Source organism: Acidovorax sp. LjRoot74 (assembly GCF_964254355.1).
Lineage (GTDB): Bacteria > Pseudomonadota > Gammaproteobacteria > Burkholderiales > Burkholderiaceae_C > Acidovorax.
This window is the reverse complement of the sequence record NZ_CAXUTI020000001.1, coordinates 4,233,149-4,255,180: the sequence shown is the minus strand read 5'-3', so window position 1 is coordinate 4,255,180 and position 22,032 is coordinate 4,233,149. Positions and strand designations below refer to the sequence as shown.

Sequence of the window (22,032 nt, the reverse complement as noted above, 5' to 3'; positions counted from 1 at the left end):
GGCACGACCCCACGGCACTACACGCAGGACACCCATGGACAATGCGCCCTTTGCCGCCACCCAGGCGACATTCGTTGACAAGCCGAACGCCACGGTGCTGGTGGTGGATGACACGCCCGAGAACCTCACCCTGATGGGCAGCTTGCTGCGCGAGCATTACCTGGTGAAGGTGGCCAACCATGGTGAGAAGGCCATCAAGATCGCCCAGTCGGGCACGCCACCCGACCTGATCCTGCTGGACATCATGATGCCCGAGGTGGATGGCTACGAAGTCTGCCGGCGCCTGAAGGCATCGCCATCGACACGCGACATTCCGGTGATTTTTCTCACCGCCCGTTCCGACCCCGACGACGAACGCATGGGTCTGGCGCTGGGCGCGGTGGACTACATCACCAAGCCCATCAGCCCGCCCATTCTGCTGGCCCGCGTCAACACGCACCTGGCCCTCAAGGCCACCGCCGATTTTCTGCGCGACAAAAGCTCTTACCTGGAGCGTGAGGTCGCCATGCGCACGCTGGAGGTGCAGGCCATCCAGGACGTGACCATCATGGCCATGACATCCCTGGCCGAGACGCGCGACAACGAAACCGGCAACCACATCCGCCGTACCCAGCTCTACATGAAAACGCTGGCCGAGCGCCTGCGCCACCACCCGCGCTTCGAGCATGTGCTCAACGACCGCATGATTGAGCTGCTCTACAAGTCGGCCCCGCTGCACGACATCGGCAAGATCGGCATCCCCGACAGCATCCTGCTCAAGCCGGGCAAGCTCACGGTGGAAGAATTCGAGGTCATGAAGACCCACACCACGTTGGGTCGCAACGCGATTGAGGAGGCCGAGCGGCGCCTGGGCATGCGCGTGGCGTTTCTGAGCGTGTCCAAGGAGATCGCCTACAGCCACCAGGAAAAGTGGGATGGCACGGGCTACCCACAGGGGCTGGCGGGCGACGCGATCCCGGTGTCGGCCCGCCTGATGGCCTTGGCCGACGTGTACGACGCGCTCATCAGCAAGCGCGTGTACAAACCCGCGTTTTCACACGACCAGGCCTGCAGCACCATCGTGCGGGGCAAGGGCACCCACTTTGACCCCGACATGGTGGATGCGTTTGTGGACATTGCGGAAGACTTCCGCAGCATTGCGCAGAAGTACCCAGACCCGGTATAGCGGACAACCCCCTGAGCGACTTCGTCGCTTCCCCCTTCTCTCGAATGGCTGCGCAATTCGGGAAGGGGGACGCAGCCAGTGCGGCGGGGCGGCCCTTGCACGGCTGCACTGGTGTGCGTCTCGCCCGCTGCACGGTCCAGCTACCAGACCTCACCAGGGGTCATCGTGCGTCGGCTTCACCGCTGTGCGCGGTGGATGGATTTAGAACGGCGCGTCTTCGCCCTTGGCGGTGTCGGCCTGGGGCGCCGCCGATTCGGCTGCGTCCGCAGCGCTTTCTGCCTCCGGGGTGCTGTCGGCTTCAGGCGCGTCTGCCGCAGCCGCCTGGCGCACAGCCGCCTTGTCACCAGCACTCGCAAACTTGCTGTACTTGCCCAGGATGGGTACCAGTTGGCCGTACACGCGTGGGTTGCCCGCCAGGCACTCGCGCTGCTCCAGGAAGTCGGCTTCGCCCGTGAAATTGCCCACCAAGCCGCCGGCCTCGGTCACCAGCAGTGAACCTGCAGCCACGTCCCAGATCGAGAGGCCCGTCTCGAAGAAACCATCGGTGAAGCCCGCAGCCACATAGGCCAGGTCCAGCGCTGCGGCGCCGGGGCGGCGCAGGCCGGCGGTGCGTTGCATCACGTCGGCCATCATGTTCAGGTAGCTCTTGAAGTTGTCGCCCGGGCGGAAGGGGAAGCCGGTGGAGATCAGGCAGTCCTTGAGCTGGGTGCGCTTGCTGACGCGGATGCGGCGCTCGTTCAGGTAGGCGCCGCGGCCCTTGGTGGCGGTGAACAGGTCGTTGCGGGTGGGGTCGTACACCACGGCCTGCTCGACCTTGCCCTTGACGGCCAGCGCGATGCTGATGCAGTACACGGGGAAGCCGTGGATGAAGTTGGTGGTGCCGTCCAGCGGGTCGATGATCCAGACAAATTCCGAATCCCTGGCGCCGTATTCCTTGCCCGACTCTTCAGCCAGGATGCCGTGGCCGGGGTAGGCCGTCAGCAGCGTCTCGATGATGATCTTTTCGGAGGCGTGGTCCACCTCGGTCACAAAGTCGTTGATCTGCTTTTGCGAGATCCGCACCGATTCCACGTCCAGGGCCGCGCGGTTGATGATGGCGCCGGCGGCGCGTGCAGCCTTGATGGCCACGTTGAGCATGGGGTGCAGAGTAGACGACATAAATTGTGGTGGTTGGCAGCGCGCGGCCGGGGTGGCGCGGGCGTCTGCGTACAGGATGAGCGGGGAGGTCAGGCCCGTCCCGGCGATGCGGGCGGCGACAATAGAGGGCGGGATTTTACCCGCAGAGCCCTTTTTTGCCTAACCGGCCGCTTTTCCCCTCTCGCCACGCCCGTCCATGAAGACCCGTTTTGTCCTGATCAACACCAGCCACGCCGGCAATGTGGGCGCCGCTGCCCGCGCCATGAAAACCATGGGGTTTGACGACCTGGTGCTGGTCGCCCCGCGCTGGGCCAACGTGCTGCGGCGCGAGGAAACCATCCAGCGCGCCAGCGGCGCCCTGGATGTGCTGAACAACGCGCGCATCGTAGACACGCTGGATGAGGCGCTCGACGGTATCAGCCACCTGTGCGCCACGGCCATGACACCGCGTGACTTTGGCCCGCCCACGGCCGCGCCGCGTGCCCACTTTGAAATGCTATTGAATCAGGAGCTATCAAGGCAATATGGATGCGCGCAAGAGGCCGAAAAAGCTTCCAATTCAGAGGCGTCCGAGCCCGAACCAGCCCGCCAGGCCGGTGTGGCCTTCCTGTTTGGCTCCGAGCGGTTTGGCATGACCAACGAGGACGTCTACCGCTGCCATGTGGCGCTTTCCATTCCCACCAACCCCGGCTTTGGCTCGCTCAACCTGGGCGCGGCCATCCAGGTGATTGCCTACGAATGGCGCCAGGCGCTGGGCGGTTTTGCGGTGCAGGACGCGACGCCGCCCCGCGCGCTGGCCGATGCCGCCCAGGTCGCCGGCATGCTGGGCCACTGGGAGCAGGCGCTCACATCCATCGGTTTTCTGGACCCCGCCGCGCCCAAGAAGCTCATGCCCCGCCTTAACCAGCTTTTCAACCGCGCGCAGCTGAGCCCTGAGGAAATCCACATCTTGAGAGGTGTCGCCAAAGCCATGATCGAGACGGCGCAGGCGAAACGATAGACTGTGCAGCCCATTTACAAATAACCATAACAACCGATGCTCGCCCGCCTGCGTTCCGATATCCAGTGCATCCTCGACCGCGATCCTGCCGCGCGCAGTACGTGGGAGGTGATCACCTGTTATCCGGGCCTGCACGCGATCTGGCTGCATCGCCCCGCGCACTGGTGCTGGCACCACGGCCTGAAATGGCTGGGGCGTTTCATCTCGCACTTCGCGCGCTGGTTCACGGGCATCGAGATCCACCCCGGCGCCAAGATTGGCGAGCGCGTGTTCTTCGACCACGCCATGGGCGTGGTGGTGGGCGAGACCGCCGAGATTGGCGATGGCTGCACTATCTACCAGGGTGTGACCCTGGGTGGCACCTCGCTCTACAAGGGCGCCAAGCGCCACCCCACGCTGGGCAAGGACGTGGTGGTGAGCGCCGGTGCCAAGGTGCTGGGCGGCTTTGAGGTGGGCGACGGCGCCAAGATCGGCTCCAACGCCGTGGTCATCAAACCCGTGCCCGCAGGCGCCACGGCCGTGGGCATCCCCGCGCGCATCATCCCGTCCAAGGCGGGCCAGAGCGCCGACGTGACCGAACCCCAGCAGGCGCGCAAGTTCACGGCCTATGGCATCACACAGGAAGACGACCCGCTCTCGCAGGCCATGCGCGGCCTGATCGACAACGCATCGTCGCAAGAGCACCAGATTGCGCTCTTGTGGCAGGCGATCGAAAAACTCTCGGCCAATGCCCAGAACAAGGACTGTGTGCCTTGTGATGCCGCGATCAAGGAGCAGTTTGAGGCGGGCAAGCTCAACGAGCTGGTGGGCAAGTAGGCCGCCCGGCCCCGCCTCACGCGGGGTTGCTCCAAAAAAGATAGCTGCCAGCGCTTGATAGACAAGCGGTGGCAGCTATTTTTGCTTTGAGGAAGTGCTGATCAGGCGGTGCGCGGCGCGCGAATGGCCGTCTTGGGCCGGAACGCCTTGCACACCTCATCGCGCGTTTCCAGGTACGGCCCGCTGATCAGGTCGATGCAGTACGGCACGGCGGCAAAGATGCCCGGCACGATCTGCTGGCCGTCGGCATCTTTGAGCCCCTCCAGCGTCTCGGCAATCGCCTTGGGCTGGCCGGGCAGGTTGATGATGAGGCTGTTCCCCCGGATCACCGCCACCTGCCGCGAGAGGATGGCGGTGGGTACGAACTTCAGGCTGATCTGGCGCATCTGCTCGCCAAAGCCCGGCATCTCCTTGTGCGCCACGGCCAGCGTGGCCTCGGGCGTCACGTCGCGCAGCGCGGGGCCGGTGCCGCCGGTGGTCAGTACCAAGGCACAACCAGCGTCCACCAGCTCGATGAGCGCGGCGCTGATGCCCGCCTGTTCGTCAGGGATCAGGCGCGGCTCGAAGGTGATGGGGTTGTGCAGCGCGCGTGTGAGCCAGTCCTGCAGCGCGGGCAGGCCTTTGTCTTCGTAGACGCCGGTGCTCGCACGGTCGCTGATGGAGACGATGCCGATCTTCACCGGGTCGTGCAGGGGCTCACTCATCGCTGCCGTCCTCGTCCTCGTTCACGTCGCTGGACTCTGCCGTGCCGGTGCCGCCCAGGTGCTCGCGCACCAGCTGGAACAGCTCGCGGTAGGCGCGGCCCTTGCGGGGCGCCAGGCCTTGCGAGGCCTGGACATTGGCCTCCTTGCCCGCAGGCTGCGCATCCTTGCGGGCCTGGCGGATCAGCGCGCGCAGCTGCTGGGTGTCGGTGGTGGGGTGCTCGGCCATCCAGGCGGCCAGCGTGTCGTCGTCGGCAATCAGGCGGTCGCGCCATTGTTCGGCCAGGTGCAGTTGCAGCTTTTCGGTGGCCGAGCCCTTGCGCTGCTCTTCCAGCGCCTGGCGGGCAGCGTCCACCAGTTCGGGATCCAGCTTGCGCATGAGCTTGCCCACGTACTGCATCTGGCGGCGCTTGCCTTCAAAGTTGGTGATGCGCCGGGCTTCGGCCAGGGCGTCTGCCAGCTTGTCGGGCAGGCCCACGGCGTCGAACAGGTCGGCGCGCAGGGTCAGCAACTCCTTGCCCAGGTCTTGCAGTTCATCGCTCTCGCGCTTGAGATCGGTGCGGCTGGCATCGGGCGTGCCTTTGAGTTCGGCCTTGAGCTGAATGTCCAGTTCGCTGCCTTCGGCAACAAAATGGCCCTTCACAAAGTAGCCTTTTTTGGGTTTGCGTGACATGGGGTGGGGGCAAAAAACAAGTGGCGCAGAGCGCGCCACAGCGGCAAGTATCATAGCTGCCGCTATGAATAAACCCTCCAAACGCGCCCCGCGCACCCCTGGCGCGCTGGCTGCTGCGCCCGCAGCTGCCACCTCCCGCACCCCTGACAGCGGCTTCAGCTACAGCCGCCCGTTTTTTGAAGAGCTGGTGGACCGCGCCCTGGCGCATGCCAAGAAGCTGGGCGCCACCGACGCGGGCGCCGAGGCGTCCGAAGGCTGCGGCCTGTCGGTCAGCGTGCGCAAGGGCGAGCTGGAGAACGTGGAGCGCAACCGCGACAAGTCGCTGGGCGTGACGGTCTACCTCGGCCACCGCCGGGGCAATGCCAGCACGTCTGATTTCTCGACCAAGGCCATTGAGCAGACCGTGCAAGCGGCCTACGACATCGCCCGCTTCACGGCCGAAGACCCGGTGGCCGGCCTGCCGGACGCCGATGACATCGCGCCCGCAGACACGCACCGCGACCTGCAACTCTTCCACCCCTGGGCCGTCACCAGCGAAGAAGCCGCCGAGATGGCCAAGGCCTGCGAGGCCGCCGCGCTCAAGACCCACCGCCGCATCACCAACAGCGAAGGCGCGGGCGTGTCGGCCCAGCAAAGCCATTTCTTCAGCGCCCACACGCGTGGCTTTCGCGGTGGCTACGCCAGCTCGCGCCACAGCTTCTCGGTGGCACCCATCGCGTCGCTGCCTGGCAAGAACGCCGAGATGCAGCGCGACGCCTGGTACAGCTCCATGCGCAATGCGGCCGACCTGGCCTCGCCCGAGGCCGTGGGCCGCTACGCCGCGCAGCGCGCGCTGAGCCGCCTGGGCAGCCGCAAGATTCCCACCACGCAGTGCCCCGTGCTGTTCGAATCGACCCTGGCCGCAGGCCTGCTGGGCGGTTTTGTGCAGGCCGTGAGCGGCGGCGCGCTGTACCGCAAGAGCAGCTTCTTGCTCGACTCGCTGGGCAAGATGGTGTTCCCCAAGCACATCGACATCCTCGAAGACCCGTTCATCCTGGGCGGCAAGGGCAGCTCGCCGTTTGACGAAGAAGGCGTGCGCGTGGCTCCGCGCAAGGTCGTCAAGGGCGGCCGGGTGGAAGGCTATTTCTTGTCGAGCTACTCGGCCCGCAAGCTGGGCATGAAGACCACGGGCAATGCCGGGGGCTCGCACAACCTGGTGATGACCTCGCGCCTTACGCAGGCCGGCGACAACCTGGATGCGATGCTGCAAAAGCTGGGCACCGGCCTGTTTGTGGTGGAGCTGATGGGTCAGGGCGTGAACTACGTGACGGGCGACTACTCGCGCGGCGCGAGTGGCTTCTGGGTGGAGAACGGCAAGATCGCTTTCCCCGTGCACGAGATCACCATCGCGGGCAACCTGAAAGACATGCTCAAGGGCATCGAGGCCGTGGGCGCCGATGCCTACAACTACGGTGCCAAGACGGTGGGCTCCATCCTGGTCAACCGCATGAAGGTGGCGGGCAGCTGATACCGGCGTTCCTGCCCCATGCAAAAAGGCTCTTGGTTTCCAGGAGCCTTTTTTTGTGGGGGCGAGCCACCGGTGTGGCGTCAATGGTGCAGCACCGGCAGTCGAATGCTCATATTTTGATAGCTGGTTGCGCTTGCTGAATGGGCGGAAGGGCCTGTTTTTGTTCAAACTGTGGGGCGGTGCAACCCACCCGGCCCCTCAATACGCTGCGCTGGACTTGGCCGGTGCTGCTGCTGGGGCGGCCCCGGCAAACTGACCGCGCAGCTTGCGCGCTGCATTTGCGAATATCAGCACATCCACCCCCACGGCCACAAAGGTGCAGCCCAGGTCCAGGTAGCGCTGGGCCAGCACAGGGTCAGAGGTGAGCGTGCCGGCCGCCTTGCCGCTGGCGATGATGGTTTTCATGGCACCTTCGATGGCGGCCTGCACTTCGGGGTGGCCGGGGTTGCCCCGGTGGCCCATCGATGCAGCCAGGTCGGCCGGGCCGATGAACACGCCGTGCACGCCATCCACCGCGCAGATGGCTTCCAGGTTCCCCAAGGCGGTCACGGTTTCGGCCTGCACCAGCAGGCAGACCTCGTCGTCGGCGATGGACAGGTAGTCGCTGCGGCTGCTCCACAGCGACGAGCGCCCCACCGCGCTGCCCACACCGCGAATGCCCAGCGGCGGGTACTGCGTGGCGGCCACAATGCTGCGCGCTTGTTCGGCCGTGTCCACCATGGGCACCAGCAGGGTCTTGGCTCCAATGTCGAGCATCTGCTTGATGAGCGCAGTGCTCCCCTCCACCAGCCGCACGATGGGGTGCGCGGGGTGCGAAGCCACAGCCTGCAGTGCGCCCAGGGTGCTGCGCAGGTCGTTGGGGGCATGCTCGCCGTCGATCAGCAGCCAGTCGTAGCCCGTGGTGGCAGCGGCTTCGGCCAGGTAGGGGTCGGCCATCGACAGCCACAGGCCAATTTGCGGGCGGCGCTCGGCCAGGGCGGTTTTGAAGGGGTTGTGGGCTGGCATGGTGTTTCAGGTGTGAAGGGGTTTCAGAGGAGTGTTCTGGCGGGGTGTTCTGTCACTGGGGTGCAGCGTGCGCCCCCTCAATCCAGCTGCCCCTGGCACACGTACTTGGTGTGCAGGTAGTCATCGAGCCCATGGGTCGATCCCTCGCGCCCATAGCCCGATTCCTTCACCCCACCAAACGGTGCAGCTTCAGCCGCAATCGCGCCTTCATTGATGCCGACGATGCCGGTTTCGAGCAGATCGGCCACGCGCCAGATGCGTTTGACGTTCTGGCTGTAGAAGTACCCGGCCAGCCCGAAGGGCGTGTCGTTGGCCTGGGCCACCACCTCGGCCTCGTCGTCAAACACCGTCAGCGGCGCCACGGGGCCAAAGGTCTCCTCGCAGGCGCAGGCCATGCTGGCGTCGGCCCCGCTGAGCACCGTGGGCGCGTAGTAGTTGGGCCCCAGGTGGGCCAGGCGTTGGCCCCCGGTGAGCACCTTGGCCCCTTTGGCCACGGCATCGTTGACGTGGCGCTCGATCTTCTCCACCGCCCGGTCATTGATCATGGGGCCGATCTGCGAAGCGGGATCACTGGCCGGGCCGACTTGGAGCGCGGCCACCCTGGCTGCCAGCTTGGCCGCAAAGCTGTCGAACACGCTGCGGTGCACAAACACCCGGTTGGGGCACACACAGGTCTGGCCACCGTTTCTGAACTTGGCGGCCATCAAGCCGTCCACTGCGGCGTCCAGGTCGGCATCGTCAAACACGATGAAGGGGGCATTGCCACCCAGCTCCAGCGACAGCTTCTTGAGCGTGTCCGCACTGCGCCGCGCCAGATGCTTGCCCACGGGGGTGGAGCCGGTGAAGGTGATCTTGCGCACCCGGCTGTCGTCCAGCCATACATCCACTACGGCGGGCGTGTTCTGGCGCGAGGCGGTGACGATGTTGAGCACTCCTGCTGGCACACCCGCTTCATGGGCCAGTTGCACCAAAGCCAAGGACGTCAGCGGCGTATCTTCCGCAGGCTTGCACACCACGGTGCAGCCTGCAGCCAGGGCCGGGGCGATCTTGCGGGCGATCATGGCGGCGGGGAAGTTCCAGGGCGTGATGGCAGCGACCACGCCCACGGGCTCCTTGAGCGCAAACATACGCCGACCGGGCACCGGGGCGGGAATGACCTCGCCATTTATGCGTGTGGCCTCTTCGCCAAACCACTCGATGTAGCTGGCGGCATAGGCCACCTCGCCCTTGCCTTCGGCCAGGGGTTTGCCTTGCTCCAGCGAGATCAAGGTGCCCAGGTCGTCCTGGTGGGCCAGCACCAGGTCGTTCCAACGCTTGATGATCGCGGCGCGCTGCTTGGCGGGGACTTTGCGCCAGGTGGTGAAAGCCAAATGAGCAGCATCCAGGGCGGCCAGGGCTTCAGAAGCTCCCGAGTCGGGGACTGAGGTGATGACGGCGCCAGTGGCGGGGTCGGTCACATCAAGGCGGGCTGCCGCCGATGCGGTCCACTGGCCGCCGATGAAGTTGGCGCTGCGGATGAGGTCGGTGCGGGTGAGGGAAAGTGGTGTTGGCATGGGTTTGAATAAAAAGAAGGCTCTAGCGCCTGTTGATCAAGCGCATGCAGCTATGTTTTTGATAGTGCATGGGTGCGGCGTCAACTCACAATCCCCATGTGCCACGGCACAAACTCATGGTCGCCCAAGCCCAGCAATTCGCTCTTGGTTTGATCGCCGCTGGCATGGCGCAGGATCTGTTCAAAAATGCGCTGGCCCATCTCCGGCACGGTGCATTCGCCGTCAATCACAACGCCGCAGTTGATGTCCATGTCTTCCTCCAGCCGGGTGAACATGGGCGTGTTGCTGGCCAGCTTGATGGTGGGCGCGGGCTTGCTGCCAAACATGGAGCCGCGCCCGGTGGTAAAGCAGATGAGCTGCGCGCCGCTGGCGATCTGGCCGGTGGAGGCCACCGGGTCGTAGCCGGGCGAGTCCATGAACACAAAGCCATGCTCGGTGATGGGCTCGGCGTATTCGTACACCGCACGCAGGGGCGTGGTGCCGCCCTTCATCGCACTGCCCAGCGACTTTTCAAAGATGTTGGCCAGCCCGCCCGCCTGGTTGCCGTGGCCCACCACGCCGTTGAACTGGGCGTTTTGGCCTGCGGTGTAGCGCTCCCACCAGGCCAGGCGGTCCAGCAGCTTCTGGCCGATTTCGGGGCTGATGGCGCGGCGGGTGAGCATGAATTCCACGCCGTGGATTTCGGGCGTCTCGCTCAGGATGGCGGTGCCGCCGTGGCGCACCAAAATGTCCATGGCCGCGCCCAGTGCGGGGTTGGCGGTGATGCCCGAAAAACCGTCCGAGCCGCCGCACTCCAGCCCGATCTTGAGGTGGCTGGCGGGCACGGTGCTGCGGCGTGCGGCGTTGGCGGCGGGCAGCATGGATTCAATGGCGGCAATGCCCGCAGCAATCGTGGTGCGGGTGCCGCCCACGTCCTGCATCACCATGGTGTGCAGTTGCGGGCCGGTTTGAAGGCCCTGGGACTCGACCAAACCATCCACCTGGTTGCGCTCGCAGCCCAGGCCCACGATGAGCACGCCCGCCAGGTTGGGGTGGCGTGCGTAGCCGGCCAGCGTGCGGCGCAGCACATCAAAGTGCTCGCTGGGGGACGACATGCCACAGCCACTAGTCTGCGCAAAGGCCACCACGCCGTCCACGTTGGGGTAGGCGGCCAGCCGCTCGGGCGTGAAGTGCGCGGCGATGTTCTTGATCACGGTGGCCGAGCAGTTCACCGACGAGAGGATGCCGATGAAGTTGCGCGTGCCCACCTGCCCATCGGCGCGCACATAGCCTTCAAAGGTGGCGCGCTGCGCCTCGGGCACGTAATCCACGGGCCGCACATCGGTGCCAAAGGCCGGGTCGCGGTAGTAGTCCACCAGTTGCAGGTTGTGGCTGTGCACGTAGTCGCCGGGCTCCAGGTCGCGCGTGGCCACGCCGATCACGGTGTCGTATTTCTTGACCTGCTCGCCCGCCGCAATGCGGCGCGCGGCAATCTTGTGCCCGGCGGGCACCTGGGCGCGGGTGCGCACGCCCAGCTCCGCAATCTTCTGCCCCAGGGCCAGGACGGTCTTGGCGACCAGCACGTTGTCGTTGGGGTGCAGGTGCAGCAGGGGGGTATCGGTGCGGGACATGGGTTTCTCGTGGTGTTGGGGTGATTTTGAAGGGGCCTGCCCGGCTACGGCAGAGCCTGCGGGATGCTCTGCCGTGGGTCGCTCAGCTCTTCATCAGCTCGCGCAGCTTGAGCTTGTCGATCAGCACGGTTTCCTTCTGGTAGACCGTGTTCACGTATTTTTCGTAGTCCGGCCCGTCCAGGTACAGCACGGGGGCATCGAGCTTGTCGGCCACGGCCTTGAACTCGGGGCTCGCCACGGCCTGGCGGAAGGCATCGCGCAGCTTGGCCAGCACCGCTGGGTCCAGGCCTTTGGGCGCGCCGATGCCGTTGGGGGCATCGACCACCACGTTGTAGCCCAGCTCCTTGAGGGTCGGTGTGTCCTTGAAGCGCGTGGTGCGCTGCTCACCCCAGGTGGCCAGCAGGCGCAGCTTGCCCGCCTCGACATGGGGCGCCCACGAGCTGCTGTCGGCCAGCGCATCCACATGCCCGCCCAGCACGCCCTGCAGCGCCTCGGCACCGCCCTTGTAGGGCACATGGTTGAGCTGGATGCCTGCGGCCATCGCAAACTCTTCCATGCCCACGTGGGTGGCGCCGCCCACGCCTGCGTGGGCATAGGTCACTTTGCCGGTGTTGGCCTTGGCAAAGTCCACAAAATCCTTGAGCGTCTTGAATGGGGACGCGGCAGGCACCGCAATGCCGAAGGTCTGGCCCGAGGTGCGAGCGATGTACGTGAAGTCCTTGCGCGGGTCGGCCTGCAGCGTGCCCAACTGCGAAAAGCGGGTGACGGAGATGGGGATTTGCCCCACGGTGTAGCCGTCAGGCTTGGCCGATGCCAGTGCCTTGGCGCCGATCATGCCGGAGGCGCCCACCTTGTTCTCCACCGCAATGCTCTGGCCCAGTACGCGCCCGGCCACGGTGCACAGCGCACGCATCGACTGGTCGGCCGTGCCGCCTGCAGGCCAGGGGCAGATGAAGGTGATGGGCTTGTCTGGCCAGTTCTGTGCCAGCAGGCGGGCGGGGGTGGCGGTGATGGCGGCTGCGCCGAGCGCGCCGAGGACGAACTGGCGCCGTCCATTGCGTGGGGTCTGCATGCTTGTCTCCTGTTGTTGAAATCGGACCAGCCGCCATTGTTCGAACTCATTGCATAACAATCCAATGAAAATATAGACTCTCTTCATTGCCTGGAGGTTATGAATCAGCCCCCCGAGCAGGGTGTCCCGACCACAGCCTTCCCTTTCACCGATTCGCCGATTCACCATGGCCCAAATCGACCGCGTACTGCGCAGCAACCTCAAACTGCGCCACCTGCAGATGCTGGTGGCGCTCGACCAGTTTCGCCACCTGGGGCGCGCGGCCGAGTTTTTGTCGGTCACGCAGCCTGCGGTGTCCAAGACCTTGGCCGAGATTGAAAACATGTTCGGCCTGCCGCTGTTCGAGCGCTCCACACGCGGCACCGAGCCCACGGCGGCAGGCGCCAGCGTGGTGCGGTTTGCGCGCTCGGTGCTGGCGGGTTTTGACCGCACGCGCGACGAGATCGCCGCCGAGGCCAGTGGCGCCATGGGCCGCACCAGCGTGGGTGCCATGGTGGTGGCCACACCCGTGTTGCTGGCGCAGGCGGTGGAGCGGCTCAAGGCCCGGTCTGCACGCACCACCGTGCTGATTGACGAGGGCGACCTGACCCGCCTTTTGCCCAAGCTGCGCCTGGGCGAGCTGGACCTGTTTGTGGGCCGTCTGGAGCCCGGCTATGCCTCGCCAGACCTGGAAACCGAGGCGCTCTACGAAGACCCCATGGTGGCCGTGGTGCACCCCGCCCATGCCCTGGCCCGCCGGCGTGCCGTGCGCTGGGCCGATGTGGCCGTGCAGCCTTGCGTGCTGCCGCCGCCCTGGGCGTCGCTGCGGGTCAAGCTGGAGCAGCAGTTTTTTGCCCACGGGCTGCTGCCCCCGGCCGACATCATCGAGTCGGCCTCCTTTTTGGCGCAGGTCACCTTCTTGCAGCAGCGCGGCGCCGTGGCCTTCATGGCGCGCACGGTGGCACGGCATTTTGTGCGGCAGGGCATGGTGTCCGTGCTCCGGCTGCCCGTGGCGGTGGACTTGCCCCCGGTGGGCCTCATCACGCTGCGGGGCCAGCGCTTGACACCAGTGACGGAGCATCTGGCCGAGTGCCTGCGGGAGGTGGCCCGCGCGCTGGTGTCGCGACCGGAGTGACCGCGGGAGTTTGTGAGCCCTACTGGGCACCCGCGCTGCAGGGTGCTGCGCTGGCATCTGCAAAGTCCGCCAGCAACTCCAGCACGCCCGCCACCGCAGGTGATGGCGCTGGCTGGTGCCGGTGTGCCACAGCCATGGGGCGCATCAGCGGCGGCTGCAGGGGGCGGATCTGCACGCCGGGCGTGCCCTGCAGGTCTTCCACTTCTTCCATCGGCAGCAAGGCCGCGCACTGGCTGGCCACGGCCAGGCTTTTGAGGGCGCCGGGGTAGCTCAGCGCCAGAAACGGGCGCGGGTGGTGCCCCGCCTGGCCAAACCAGTTGGCGATCAGCCCGTGCATCTGTGTGGCGGGGGCGAACGAGGCCCAGCGGCGGTGGGCCAGCCAGTCGGGGCCGATGTGTTCGGGTGCCTCCCACGCGGAGGGCAGCAACGCCACCATGGGGTCGTTGCGCCACGGGGTCTGCCGCACCTCGGCCAGCGGCGGCTGGGGGCTGGCGACGATGGCAATGTCCAGCGTGCCCGCCTTGAGCCGCTGCATCGACTCGGCCGAGCCCACGGCCTCCAGACGGATTTCCACACCCGGGCTGCGTGCCGCCAGCGCCTCCAGCATGCGCGGCAGCAGCCGGGTGCTGACGCCCGCCGACACGCCCACCCGCACCATGCCCTCACGGCCGGATGCGTGGCGCCGCACGCGTTCCACCAGGTCGTCGCTGGCCAGCAGCAGCTGGCGGCCCTCACGCACCAGCACCTCGCCGGCGGGGGTGAGGTCGGCCTGCCGCCGCCCGCGCACCACCAGCTCGGCGCCCAGGCGCGACTCCAGTTCCTTGATGTGCATGCTGACCGTGGGTGGCGCCAGGTGCAGCGCCTGCGCGGCGGCGGCAAAGGTGCCCAGGTCGGCGATGGCGATCAGGGTCTGCAGCTGGTCGAGGTTGAGGTTACGCATCAGGTTTCCTGACTTCAGGATTCAATGAATTCAACTTTACAGATGTTAAACCCGCCGCGAGCATCGGGGCCATGTTGCATCCCACCCGTCTGGACCCCGAAAACACTGCCCCCCACGCCCGCGCCAGCCAGCCCCAGCCCCCGGGGGTACTGCCGCGGCGCCCGGCCCGTGCCGCCCGCTGGCCGCGCTGGGTGCAAAGCCTGGGGTGGCGCTGGCTGCGGAGGCTGGGCGCTGCCCTGGCCCGGGCCGAGCAGCGCATCACCGACAACTTCAGGGTGCCGCCCCATGGGGGCTAACGCAGTTTTGGAGCCTGGGAGAGGCAGCGCGCAGTGGCGCAGCGCCGGGGATCGGCCTACACTGCCAGTCCGGTCGGACGGCCTGGACCGGGCCCTGGCGCACCGCCAGGATGGCTGCATGTCACCCCTGCTGCATGTCGGGCCGGATTGAGCGAAAGGACCTGGTATGTTGTCCGATTCCTCCGTAACCACCATGCTGCCCGTGATGGACATGGACCGCGCCCGCGCCTTCTACGAGGGCTGCCTGGGCCTGAGGCCCGGTGGCTTCCGGCCCGATGGCAAGTTTGTCTATGCCGTAGGGGGCAGCACGCTGGCGCTGTTCCCCAAGCCGGAAGGCACCAAGGCCGACCACACGGCCATCAGCTTTCAGGTGGCCGACATCGCCGCCACCATCGAGGCGCTGAAACGCGCCCAGGTGGTCTTTGAGGACTACGACTTCCCCGGTCTCAAGACCGTGAACCATGTGTGTGTGCTGGGCGCCGAGAAGGCCGCGTGGTTCAAGGACACCGAGGGCAACTACCTCTGCCTGCACGAGGACATTGCCACTTAGCCTGTGGTTTCAAGCAAAAAAGGCCGTTACCGCGCGATAGGTATGCCTTTTAAGCTATTGAAATAGGAGCGTTGGGCCAGGGCCGTGGCTCAGTGCCCCGCCACCCGTGCCGCAATCGCCTCGCCCACCTGCGTGGTGTTGGCCGTGCCGCCCAGGTCTGGCGTGCGCGGGCCGCTTTTGATGACCTCTTCGATAGCTGTGACGATGGCGTCATGCGCCTGCCGTCCTGCGCCTTGGCCCTGCGTGAGGAAGTCCAGCATCAGCGCGCCTGACCAGATCATCGCAATCGGGTTGGCGATGTTCTTGCCATAAATGTCGGGCGCTGAGCCATGCACGGGCTCGAACAGGCTGGGGAAGTGGCGCTCGGGGTTCAGGTTGGCCGAGGGCGCCAGGCCAATGGTGCCGGTGGTGGCCGGGCCCAGGTCAGAGAGGATGTCGCCGAACAGGTTGGTCGCAGCCACCACGTCGAATCGGCCGGGCTGCAGCACAAAGCGGGCGGTAAGGATGTCGATGTGCTGCTTATCCAGCGTGACCTCGGGGTAGCCCTTGGCCACATCGTCGGCACGCTGGTCCCACCAGGGCATGCTGATGGCGATGCCGTTGCTTTTGGTGGCCAGGGTCACGTGTTTCTTGGCACGGCTCTGGGCCAGGTCGAAGGCGAACTTCAAAAGGCGGTTGGCGCCGTGGCGGGAGTAGACCGATTCCTGGATCACGATCTCGCGGTCGGTGCCTTCGTACATGATGCCGCCGAGGGACGTGTATTCACCCTCGGTGTTCTCGCGCACCACGTAGTAGTCGATGTCGCCGGGCTTTCGGCCCGCCAGCGGGCAGGGCACGCCCTCGAACAGGCGCACCGGGCGCAGATTGATGTACTGGTCGAATTCGCGGCGGAACTTGAGCAGCGAACCCCACAGCGACACATGGTCGGGCACAGTGGCGGGCCAGCCGACGGCGCCGAAGAAGATGGCGTCCATGCCCGACAGCTGCGCCTTCCAGTCGTCGGGCATCATTTTTCCGTGGGCGGCGTAGTAGTCGCAGCTGGCCCAGTCGATGGTGGTGGTTTCGAGGGTGATGCCAAAGCGTTCTGCGGCGGCCTGCACCACGCGCAGGCCTTCGGGCATTACCTCCTTGCCAATGCCGTCTCCGGCGATGAGGGCGATGCGGTAGGTTTTGGCAGGGGGGGAAGAGGTCATCAAGCGGTCCTTGCAATGGCGTCGGGAATGCGGCTGCAGGGCGCAGCCAGCGGCATGGTGTGCATTGTTCCCAGCGCTTCCGATAACTACAATCCGCCAACTGTGGCTTCATCTTTCACACTTCGTGCATAAAAATCCTGCAGCGGAAGACCTGCGCGTGTTCACGGCCGTGGTGCGCAAGGCGAGCTTTGGCGGCGCCGCCACCGAGCTGGGCACCTCACCCGCCTATGTCAGCAAGCGCATTCGCCTGCTGGAGCAGGACCTGCAGGTCAAGCTGCTGCACCGCACCACCCGCCGCGTGGCGGTGACGGAGGAGGGCGAGCGCGTCTTCCACTGGGCGCAGCGCATCCTGGACGACATGGAGCAGTTGATGCAGGAGGTGGCCATCACGCGCAGCGAGCCGCGCGGGCTGCTGCGCGTGAGCAGCAGCTTCGGCTTTGGCCGCCAGATCGTGGCGCCCGCGCTGTCACGGCTGGTGGAGCAGCACCCCGGGCTGCAGGTGCGGCTGGAAGTGTTCGACCGGCTGGTGGACGTGGCGGGTGAAGGGTTTGACCTGGACGTGCGTGTGGGCGACGAGATTGCGCCGCACCTCATCGCCCGCCGCCTGGCCGACAACCACCGCGTGCTGTGCGCGGCGCCTGCCTACCTGCAGCGCAAGGGCGCGCCGCGCACCGTGGCCGACCTGGCGGCGCACGACTGCCTGGTGATCAAGGAGCGCGACCACCCGTTTGGCGTGTGGCGCTTGCGCAGTGGTGCGCAGGAGGAGTCGGTGAAGGTGCGCGGCCCGCTGTCGGCCAACAACGGCGAGATGGCCGTGCAATGGGCGGTGGATGGGCGCGGCATTGTGCTGCGCTCGCTGTGGGATGTGGGCGCGCACCTGCAGGCGGGGCGCCTGGTGCAGGTGCTGCCGCAGTGGCAGCAAGAGGCCAATGTGTGGGCCGTGTACCCGACGCGGCTGGAGCGCTCGGCCAAGGTGCGGGTGTGCGTGGAGTTTCTGCAGGCGCATTTCCGCGCCGGGTGGATGGGGCAGGGCGCCGAGACGGGTGCAAACGCCCCTGTTTGAAGAAAAAATAGCCGCTACCGCCCGTCTGGCAAGCGGTAGCAGCTATCAAAAAGATACTGACTGACTGGGTGGTAGCGGGGGCGATCAGCCCGCCAGCGCTGCCTTCACCGCAGCCGACACCTGGCCCATGTCGGCCTTGCCGGCCAGGCGGGTCTTGACCACACCCATGACCTTGCCCATGTCGCCCGGGCCCGAGGCGCCGATTTCGGCCACGATGGCCTTCACGGCGGCCAGCGTTTCTTCGGCCGACATGCGCTCGGGCAGGTAGGCCTGCAGCACCGCCATCTCGGCCTTTTCCTTGTCGGCCAGGTCCTGGCGGCCTGCGCCTTCAAACGCGGTGATGGAGTCCTTGCGCTGCTTGATCAGCTTGTCCACGATGGCGACCACGGCGGCGTCGTCCAGGGTGATGCGCTCGTCCACTTCCTTCTGCTTCATCGCGGCCTGCAGCAGGCGGATGGTGCCCAGGCGCTCGCTGTCCTTGGCGCGCATGGCGGTTTTCATGTCTTCGGTGATCTGGTCCTTGAGGCTCATGGCGGCTTCCTTGGTTGGTTTTTAGACAAGAACAGGGGTTTGCCAAAAGGCTTTCTGGCTAGGCGTCAACGCCGCAGACAGTAGTACTGCTACGGCAAGGCGTTGCAACGACGCCAGAAAGCCTTTTGGCAAACCCCAAAAACAAAAACCCGCGCTTGGCGTCCCTAGCGCGGGTTTGTCGGCACTCCGTATCAGGACGGGGCCAAAGCAGTACTTAGTACAGCTTCTTGGGCAGTTGCATGCTGCGAACGCGCTTGTAGTGACGCTTCACGGCAGCAGCCTTCTTGCGCTTGCGCTCGGCGGTGGGCTTTTCGTAGAACTCACGGGCGCGCAGGTCGGTCAGCAGGCCGAGCTTTTCAATGGTGCGCTTGAAGCGGCGCAGGGCAACGTCAAAGGGTTCGTTTTCTTTTACGCGGATCGTAGTCATTAGCTAATGTTTTCCAAATGGTGCCTGCAGAGGGGCTTGGGGAGATCGGGCCTCAAGTCCGTACAAAGCGGTTTCCCCGTCTGTAACTAGTATTTGGCCGACGGGGCATTGCCAGCAAAGCCGGAGATTATAGCCCTTATTCGCGCCGGTAACGCAAGGGCCCGCCCGTCTGCCCCCCCACGGGGCGCCCGGTTGGCGGCTCACGGGCTGGCTGCACTGCAATGGCGCGGAAGTTGCTTCATGTTGTAACACTCCTATTCACTCTCCGGTGGGTAGCCCAGGCCATCCGTCTGGGCGGGCCCTTGCCGCAACACCATGGCATTCATGCGCCGCGTATCGGGTTGGCTGGGCCGCCTCAGTGTGGGCCGTAAGCTCATGCTCATCTATCTGCTGGACCTGACGGCGGTGATCTACGTCTCCAGCATCCTGATCCACGAGAAATACTTGGCCATCGACTTCACGCGCAAGGAGATCGTGGGCACCACCTATGCGGCGGTGGTGCGCGATGGCTTGCTGGGGCAGTTTCTGGATGCCTCCCAGCAGCCGCCGCAGGTGGCCGAGGTGCTGGCCCGGTTGGCGGTGGTGCGTGCGGCCCATGACGAGCTGCTGCGCACCGGCGATGCAGGCCAGCGCTTCAGCACCGTGCTGGAGCAATTGCCCGGCAATGCACGGCAGGCGCCGGCAGAAGTGGCAGGAGCGGCATCGGCCGATGCGCCCTCGCTCACCCTGCGGCGCAGCCAGTTGCTGCGCGAGGGGCGCGAGCTGCTTACCACGGTGGGCAACCAGTCCAACCTGATCCTGGACCCGGACCTGGACAGCTACTACGTCATGTCGCTGGTGGTGCTGCGGTTCCCGGAGCTGCTGCAGGCGGTGCATGACACGGTGAGTTTTTTGAGCGCAGCGCCTTCGGCGCGGGGGCCGCAGTGGACCTCGGAGCTGCTCACGCTGGTGGGGCGGCTGGACGCGGTGGCGCAGGGCATTGAGTCGGACTACAACCAGGCGTTCATTGCGGGTTCGCCCGAGATGCGTGCAGCGCTGGGACGGCAGCGCGAGGCGCTCAAGGCCTCGCTGGAGAGCCTGCAGGCCCTGCTGCAGGGCATTGCCGCTGGCGAGTCGCGCCTGACGCTGGCCCAGGTGGGCGCGCAGCAGGCCCAGGTGCTGGGTGCGCTGCGCGATGCCTGGTCGGTGGGCATCGTGGACCTGGAACGCCTGTTGAACCAGCGGGTGGACAGCCTGTTTGCACGCATGTGGCTGCACCTGGGCACGGCGCTGGTGCTGCTGGGCTGCATCCTGAGCCTGGTGACCCTGGTCGCGCGCCAGATTGCCAAGCCGCTGCAGCAACTGGCCCGCGTGGCCGACGAAGTGCGTAAAAGCGGCGACCACACGCTGCGCGCAGAGTGGAACAGCCGCGACGAAATCGGCCGTCTGGTCACCGCGTTCAACGAGATGCTCTCGCAGCTCGACCGCGACCGCCTGCTGCAGCAGGAGCTGGCCGCCAGCGCCCGCGCGGCCGAGGCGCAGCGCGAGCTGGTGGAGGCCTTCCCCATTCCCATGGTCGTCACGTCCATCCCCGAGCACGAGGTGCTGCACTCCAACGCGCCCGCCGCCCACTGGCTGGGGGGCCGCAAGACCGACCCCTGGGCCGTAGGGCTAGAGCCCGGCGTGCGCGCGCGCTTCTTCCAGCGCCTGGCGGACCAGGGATCGGTCGATGAGTTTGAAGTGCGCTGGAAGGGCAGCCCCGAGCCCTCGTGGGCCGTGCTGTCGGCGCGGCGCCTGCAGTTCCAGGGGCGCGATTCGGTACTCACGGCGTTCACGCCCATCAACGTGCTCAAGGTGATGGAGCAGCGCCTGGAGCTGTGGGCCAAGGTGTTCGAGGCCTCGTCCGAGGGCATCATCATCATGAACGCCGATCAGCAGATCATCAGTGTGAACAAGGCGTTTTGCCGCAGCACGCACTACGACTTCTACGAACTCATCGGCGAGGGCCTGGGCTCGCTGCTGGAAGAGGCGGGGGGCGAGCCGCTGTCGGCGCAGATCCGCCGCACCATGGCCGACAAGGAATCCTGGCAGGGCGAGGTGCGTTTTCGCCGCCGCTCGGGCGAGACCTACCCGGCCTGGCTCATGGTGTCGGCCGTGCGCGAGGGCAAAGGTGGCGCTGTGGCCAACCACATCGGCATTGCCATCGACATCACCGACCGCAAGCACAACGAGGAGCGCATCCAGTTCCTCGCGCACCACGACGTGCTCACCGAGCTGCCCAACCGCTCGCTGTGTGTGCAGCGGCTGCAGGCCGCGCTGGCGCAGGCGCCTATCACGGGCGAGAAGGTGGCGGTGCTGTTCATCGACCTGGACCGCTTCAAGTCCATCAACGACACGCTGGGCCACCACATCGGCGATGGCCTGCTGCGTTCGGTGGCCGCACGCCTCACGCAGGCCGTCCGCAGCCGCGACACGGTGAGCCGTCTGGGCGGTGACGAGTTTGTGGTGGTGATGCGCGACGTGGCCGGGCGCGAGGATGTGCAGCAGCTGGTGGAGCGGCGCCTGATCCCGCTCATCCGCCAGAGCCATCCGGTGGAGGGCCACGAGCTGAACGTCTCCTGCAGCGTGGGCATTGCCGTGTACCCCGAGGACGGCAGCGACATTGACGAACTCATGCGCCGCGCCGACGCTGCCATGTACGAGGCCAAGACCACGGGGCGCGACATGGCGCTGTTCTATTCGATGGAGACCGACCTGCGCGCCGTGGCCCGCCAGACCATGGAGCAGCAGCTGCGCCGCGCGCTGGAGCGCAACGAGCTGAGCCTGCACTACCAGCCGCGCCTGTCCGCCAAGGGCGCACACCTGCTGGGCGTGGAGGCTCTGCTGCGCTGGAACAGCCCCTTGCTGGGCGCCATCCCGCCCAGCGAGTTCATCCCCATTGCCGAAGAAAGCGGCATGATCCGCGCGATTGGTGGCTGGGTGCTGCAGCAGGCCTGCGAGCAGTGGGCGCGCTGGCAGGCGCCGCCCGAGGATGGCGAAGTGCACCCACAACCGCACGCGCACGCGCATTCACCCGCGCACCTGCACGCGCACGCGCATTCACCCGCGCACCTGCACGCGCTGGCGGATGTGTCGGTGTCGGTCAACCTCTCGGCCGCGCAGCTGGCCGACCCGGCGCTGGTGCCCGACATCGAGGCGCTGCTGGCCCGCACCCGCATGCCCGCCCACCGGCTGGAGCTGGAGATCACCGAATCACAGCTCATGGACAACGCCCATGCGGCGGCGCAGCAGCTGGCAGCCCTCAAGGCGCTGGGCGTGCAGCTGTCCATCGACGATTTCGGCACCGGGTATTCCAGCCTGGCCTACCTCAAGCGTTTTGACATCGACCGCCTCAAGGTGGACAAGTCCTTTGTGCGCGACATGCTGACCAACCCCGCCGACATGGCCATCACGCGCGCCATCATCGCGCTGGGCCATACGCTGGGGTTGCGCATCGTGGCCGAAGGCGTGGAAGACCTGGCCACGGCCCAGGTGCTGGGTGCGCTGGACTGCGAGGAGCTACAGGGCTATTACTTCAGCCGCCCCTTGCCGCTGGACCACCTGGAAGCCTGGGCGCTGCAGCACCGCTTGCTGCAAGGTGCATCGTTGCGTGGGCTGGATGCCACCATCACACAACCCGCACCGCTGATGGGGTGATGCG

The 22,032-nt window shown here is 66.2% G+C and carries 20 protein-coding genes; 9 read left to right on the top strand and 11 right to left on the bottom strand.

Features of this window, described 5'->3' with window-relative positions:
- The first annotated feature begins 34 nt into the window (after window positions 1–34).
- On the top strand, window positions 35–1,165 hold the full coding sequence (locus ACSQ3O_RS20335) for a response regulator (protein WP_436140269.1): 1,131 nt from the start codon (window positions 35–37) through the stop codon (window positions 1,163–1,165).
- A gap of 201 nt (window positions 1,166–1,366) precedes the next feature.
- Here the strand turns inward: ACSQ3O_RS20335 and ACSQ3O_RS20330 are convergent, their stop codons facing one another.
- Complete coding sequence (locus ACSQ3O_RS20330; protein WP_436140268.1) at window positions 1,367–2,323, bottom strand: inositol monophosphatase family protein; 957 nt, start codon at window positions 2,321–2,323, stop codon at window positions 1,367–1,369.
- A gap of 175 nt (window positions 2,324–2,498) precedes the next feature.
- Here ACSQ3O_RS20330 and ACSQ3O_RS20325 point away from each other — a divergent pair, with 175 nt between their 5' ends.
- On the top strand, window positions 2,499–3,302 hold the full coding sequence (locus tag ACSQ3O_RS20325) for an RNA methyltransferase (RefSeq protein WP_298457946.1): 804 nt from the start codon (window positions 2,499–2,501) through the stop codon (window positions 3,300–3,302).
- A gap of 36 nt (window positions 3,303–3,338) precedes the next feature.
- Window positions 3,339–4,118, top strand: coding sequence for a serine O-acetyltransferase (cysE, locus tag ACSQ3O_RS20320; RefSeq protein WP_137749661.1), 780 nt, complete (start codon window positions 3,339–3,341; stop codon window positions 4,116–4,118).
- 101 nt (window positions 4,119–4,219) lie between these two features.
- Here cysE and mog read toward each other — a convergent pair whose 3' ends face one another.
- Both mog and yjgA read right to left on the bottom strand, forming a co-directional pair.
- Window positions 4,220–4,822, bottom strand: a complete 603-nt coding sequence (gene mog, locus ACSQ3O_RS20315; protein ID WP_436140267.1) for a molybdopterin adenylyltransferase — start codon at window positions 4,820–4,822, stop codon at window positions 4,220–4,222.
- Window positions 4,815–5,492: a ribosome biogenesis factor YjgA gene (gene yjgA, locus ACSQ3O_RS20310; RefSeq protein WP_298457950.1), complete on the bottom strand. Its 678-nt coding sequence runs from the start codon at window positions 5,490–5,492 to the stop codon at window positions 4,815–4,817. Before yjgA ends, mog begins: the two co-directional genes overlap by 8 nt.
- A gap of 64 nt (window positions 5,493–5,556) precedes the next feature.
- On the opposite strand from yjgA, the gene pmbA reads away from it, so the two are divergent.
- On the top strand, window positions 5,557–6,999 hold the full coding sequence (pmbA, locus tag ACSQ3O_RS20305) for a metalloprotease PmbA (RefSeq protein WP_436140266.1): 1,443 nt from the start codon (window positions 5,557–5,559) through the stop codon (window positions 6,997–6,999).
- Window positions 7,000–7,197: 198 nt separating this feature from the next.
- Here the strand turns inward: pmbA and ACSQ3O_RS20300 are convergent, their stop codons facing one another.
- The 4 genes from ACSQ3O_RS20300 to ACSQ3O_RS20285 form a co-directional block, all read right to left on the bottom strand.
- Window positions 7,198–8,004 (bottom strand): aldolase/citrate lyase family protein, encoded by an 807-nt coding sequence (locus tag ACSQ3O_RS20300; RefSeq protein WP_436140265.1) that lies wholly within the window; start codon window positions 8,002–8,004, stop codon window positions 7,198–7,200.
- 77 nt (window positions 8,005–8,081) lie between these two features.
- The gene (locus tag ACSQ3O_RS20295; protein WP_436140264.1) at window positions 8,082–9,557 is read right to left on the bottom strand and encodes an NAD-dependent succinate-semialdehyde dehydrogenase; all 1,476 of its coding nucleotides are present in this window, start codon (window positions 9,555–9,557) and stop codon (window positions 8,082–8,084) included.
- An 80-nt stretch (window positions 9,558–9,637) separates the two neighbouring features.
- Window positions 9,638–11,167, bottom strand: a complete 1,530-nt coding sequence (locus tag ACSQ3O_RS20290) for a UxaA family hydrolase (protein WP_436140263.1) — start codon at window positions 11,165–11,167, stop codon at window positions 9,638–9,640.
- A gap of 82 nt (window positions 11,168–11,249) precedes the next feature.
- A complete protein-coding gene (locus ACSQ3O_RS20285) occupies window positions 11,250–12,239 on the bottom strand; it encodes a Bug family tripartite tricarboxylate transporter substrate binding protein (RefSeq protein WP_436140262.1) in 990 nt (329 codons plus the stop codon).
- Between the two features lie 166 nt (window positions 12,240–12,405).
- On the opposite strand from ACSQ3O_RS20285, the gene ACSQ3O_RS20280 reads away from it, so the two are divergent.
- Entirely contained in the window at window positions 12,406–13,353 is a 948-nt protein-coding gene (locus tag ACSQ3O_RS20280) for a LysR substrate-binding domain-containing protein (protein ID WP_436140261.1), read from the top strand.
- A 19-nt stretch (window positions 13,354–13,372) separates the two neighbouring features.
- Here ACSQ3O_RS20280 and ACSQ3O_RS20275 read toward each other — a convergent pair whose 3' ends face one another.
- Complete coding sequence (locus ACSQ3O_RS20275) at window positions 13,373–14,293, bottom strand: LysR family transcriptional regulator (RefSeq protein ID WP_436140260.1); 921 nt, start codon at window positions 14,291–14,293, stop codon at window positions 13,373–13,375.
- A gap of 71 nt (window positions 14,294–14,364) precedes the next feature.
- Here ACSQ3O_RS20275 and ACSQ3O_RS20270 point away from each other — a divergent pair, with 71 nt between their 5' ends.
- A complete protein-coding gene (locus tag ACSQ3O_RS20270; protein WP_436140259.1) occupies window positions 14,365–14,589 on the top strand; it encodes a hypothetical protein in 225 nt (74 codons plus the stop codon).
- A gap of 166 nt (window positions 14,590–14,755) precedes the next feature.
- The gene (locus ACSQ3O_RS20265) at window positions 14,756–15,139 is read left to right on the top strand and encodes a VOC family protein (protein ID WP_137749650.1); all 384 of its coding nucleotides are present in this window, start codon (window positions 14,756–14,758) and stop codon (window positions 15,137–15,139) included.
- An 89-nt stretch (window positions 15,140–15,228) separates the two neighbouring features.
- Here ACSQ3O_RS20265 and ACSQ3O_RS20260 read toward each other — a convergent pair whose 3' ends face one another.
- Window positions 15,229–16,332: a tartrate dehydrogenase gene (locus ACSQ3O_RS20260; RefSeq protein ID WP_436140258.1), complete on the bottom strand. Its 1,104-nt coding sequence runs from the start codon at window positions 16,330–16,332 to the stop codon at window positions 15,229–15,231.
- 124 nt (window positions 16,333–16,456) lie between these two features.
- Here ACSQ3O_RS20260 and ACSQ3O_RS20255 point away from each other — a divergent pair, with 124 nt between their 5' ends.
- On the top strand, window positions 16,457–17,395 hold the full coding sequence (locus ACSQ3O_RS20255) for a LysR substrate-binding domain-containing protein (RefSeq protein ID WP_436140257.1): 939 nt from the start codon (window positions 16,457–16,459) through the stop codon (window positions 17,393–17,395).
- 84 nt (window positions 17,396–17,479) lie between these two features.
- Here ACSQ3O_RS20255 and ACSQ3O_RS20250 read toward each other — a convergent pair whose 3' ends face one another.
- Entirely contained in the window at window positions 17,480–17,926 is a 447-nt protein-coding gene (locus ACSQ3O_RS20250; protein WP_252658511.1) for a GatB/YqeY domain-containing protein, read from the bottom strand.
- Between the two features lie 214 nt (window positions 17,927–18,140).
- A complete protein-coding gene (rpsU, locus tag ACSQ3O_RS20245; RefSeq protein ID WP_007833691.1) occupies window positions 18,141–18,353 on the bottom strand; it encodes a 30S ribosomal protein S21 in 213 nt (70 codons plus the stop codon).
- Between the two features lie 315 nt (window positions 18,354–18,668).
- Between rpsU and ACSQ3O_RS20240 the strand changes: the two genes are divergently transcribed.
- On the top strand, window positions 18,669–22,028 hold the full coding sequence (locus ACSQ3O_RS20240; RefSeq protein ID WP_436140256.1) for an EAL domain-containing protein: 3,360 nt from the start codon (window positions 18,669–18,671) through the stop codon (window positions 22,026–22,028).
- Window positions 22,029–22,032 lie beyond the last annotated feature (4 nt).

Bases quoted from the DNA above. Each gene is read 5' to 3' on its own strand.
- ACSQ3O_RS20335 (WP_436140269.1), top strand. From the start codon at position 35: ATGGACAATGCGCCCTTTGCCGCCACCCAGGCGACATTCGTTGACAAG.
- ACSQ3O_RS20330 (WP_436140268.1), bottom strand. From the start codon at position 2,323: ATGTCGTCTACTCTGCACCCCATGCTCAACGTGGCCATCAAGGCTGCA.
- ACSQ3O_RS20325 (WP_298457946.1), top strand. From the start codon at position 2,499: ATGAAGACCCGTTTTGTCCTGATCAACACCAGCCACGCCGGCAATGTG.
- cysE (WP_137749661.1), top strand. From the start codon at position 3,339: ATGCTCGCCCGCCTGCGTTCCGATATCCAGTGCATCCTCGACCGCGAT.
- mog (WP_436140267.1), bottom strand. From the start codon at position 4,822: ATGAGTGAGCCCCTGCACGACCCGGTGAAGATCGGCATCGTCTCCATC.
- yjgA (WP_298457950.1), bottom strand. From the start codon at position 5,492: ATGTCACGCAAACCCAAAAAAGGCTACTTTGTGAAGGGCCATTTTGTT.
- pmbA (WP_436140266.1), top strand. From the start codon at position 5,557: ATGAATAAACCCTCCAAACGCGCCCCGCGCACCCCTGGCGCGCTGGCT.
- ACSQ3O_RS20300 (WP_436140265.1), bottom strand. From the start codon at position 8,004: ATGCCAGCCCACAACCCCTTCAAAACCGCCCTGGCCGAGCGCCGCCCG.
- ACSQ3O_RS20295 (WP_436140264.1), bottom strand. From the start codon at position 9,557: ATGCCAACACCACTTTCCCTCACCCGCACCGACCTCATCCGCAGCGCC.
- ACSQ3O_RS20290 (WP_436140263.1), bottom strand. From the start codon at position 11,167: ATGTCCCGCACCGATACCCCCCTGCTGCACCTGCACCCCAACGACAAC.
- ACSQ3O_RS20285 (WP_436140262.1), bottom strand. From the start codon at position 12,239: ATGCAGACCCCACGCAATGGACGGCGCCAGTTCGTCCTCGGCGCGCTC.
- ACSQ3O_RS20280 (WP_436140261.1), top strand. From the start codon at position 12,406: ATGGCCCAAATCGACCGCGTACTGCGCAGCAACCTCAAACTGCGCCAC.
- ACSQ3O_RS20275 (WP_436140260.1), bottom strand. From the start codon at position 14,293: ATGCGTAACCTCAACCTCGACCAGCTGCAGACCCTGATCGCCATCGCC.
- ACSQ3O_RS20270 (WP_436140259.1), top strand. From the start codon at position 14,365: ATGTTGCATCCCACCCGTCTGGACCCCGAAAACACTGCCCCCCACGCC.
- ACSQ3O_RS20265 (WP_137749650.1), top strand. From the start codon at position 14,756: ATGTTGTCCGATTCCTCCGTAACCACCATGCTGCCCGTGATGGACATG.
- ACSQ3O_RS20260 (WP_436140258.1), bottom strand. From the start codon at position 16,332: ATGACCTCTTCCCCCCCTGCCAAAACCTACCGCATCGCCCTCATCGCC.
- ACSQ3O_RS20250 (WP_252658511.1), bottom strand. From the start codon at position 17,926: ATGAGCCTCAAGGACCAGATCACCGAAGACATGAAAACCGCCATGCGC.
- rpsU (WP_007833691.1), bottom strand. From the start codon at position 18,353: ATGACTACGATCCGCGTAAAAGAAAACGAACCCTTTGACGTTGCCCTG.
- ACSQ3O_RS20240 (WP_436140256.1), top strand. From the start codon at position 18,669: ATGGCATTCATGCGCCGCGTATCGGGTTGGCTGGGCCGCCTCAGTGTG.